Raw genomic sequence first — 877 nt, 5'->3', positions numbered from 1 at the left:
CTGGGCGTCGGTGTCGCCGGCTTCGGCGGCGGCGGTGTACCAACGCCGAGCCTCCCCCAGCTCCGGCGGATCCCATACGGTGGCGAGTAAGAAGCCCAGGCTGAACTGGGCTCCGGTGTGGCCGGCTTCGGCGGCGACGGTGTACCAGCGACGCGCCTCCTCGAGCTCCGGTGGATCCCACCGGGTAGCAAGCAGGGTGCCAAGGTTGGTCTGGGCGTTGGCGTTGCCGGCGCGAGCTGCAGCCGCGTACCGCGCCCGCGCCTCCGTCAGCTCTGGTGGGTCCCACTGGGTCAAGAGCAAAATGCCGAGGTTGTTTTGAGCGCCCGCGTGGTTTGCTTCGGCGGCAAGGGTGAGCCAGTGGCGGGCCTCGTCCAGCTCCGGCGGGTCGAGCCTCGCGACGAGCAGACCAAGGTTGGACTGACCGGTGGGATCCCCCGCCTGTGCAGTAGCTTGCCACCCGCGGCGCGCGACTTCCTGGTTGCCTGAGAGCCAGGCGTAGTAGCTGACAACGTTGACGGAAGCGGGTGCGGTGTCGAGCGACGCGAGGGCCTGCTCCATCGCCGCGTTCCATACCGCTGGCTGGATGTCGCCGCCGCGGGTGGCGCGCTCGTGCACGAGCAGGTCTTCTGCTCGCAGCAGTGTCCCGTTCCGGGTGATGAGTGATGCCGCTGTACCGGGAACGGGTGTGCTGGCGTCGCGTCGGGCGGCCGCAATCAGCGCCTGCGCCTCGACATGATCACCCGCCGAGATCCGGGCCGCGTCGCGTCGGGGTAGGTATGCAGCCCATAGCTCGAGTGCTTGCGCTTCAGTGATTACGTCGGGGATGCCGGTGCGCTGCCAATCCACTACGACCTCGACGAGGGCGCGCATCGGGGCG

1 protein-coding gene is annotated in these 877 nt (G+C 69.0%); it reads right to left on the bottom strand.

Annotated elements, in window-relative coordinates:
• Positions 1–877, bottom strand: an 877-nt coding sequence (locus GA707_RS20620) for a tetratricopeptide repeat protein (RefSeq protein ID WP_193315478.1), incomplete at both ends; no start/stop codon positions are given.

Origin of the sequence: Nostocoides sp. F2B08 (genome assembly GCF_009184895.1) — a bacterium.
In the GTDB taxonomy this organism is placed as follows: Bacteria; Actinomycetota; Actinomycetes; order Actinomycetales; family Dermatophilaceae; genus F2B08.
The sequence above is the reverse complement of the archived record's forward strand: the minus strand, read 5'-3'. Positions and strand labels throughout refer to the sequence as shown.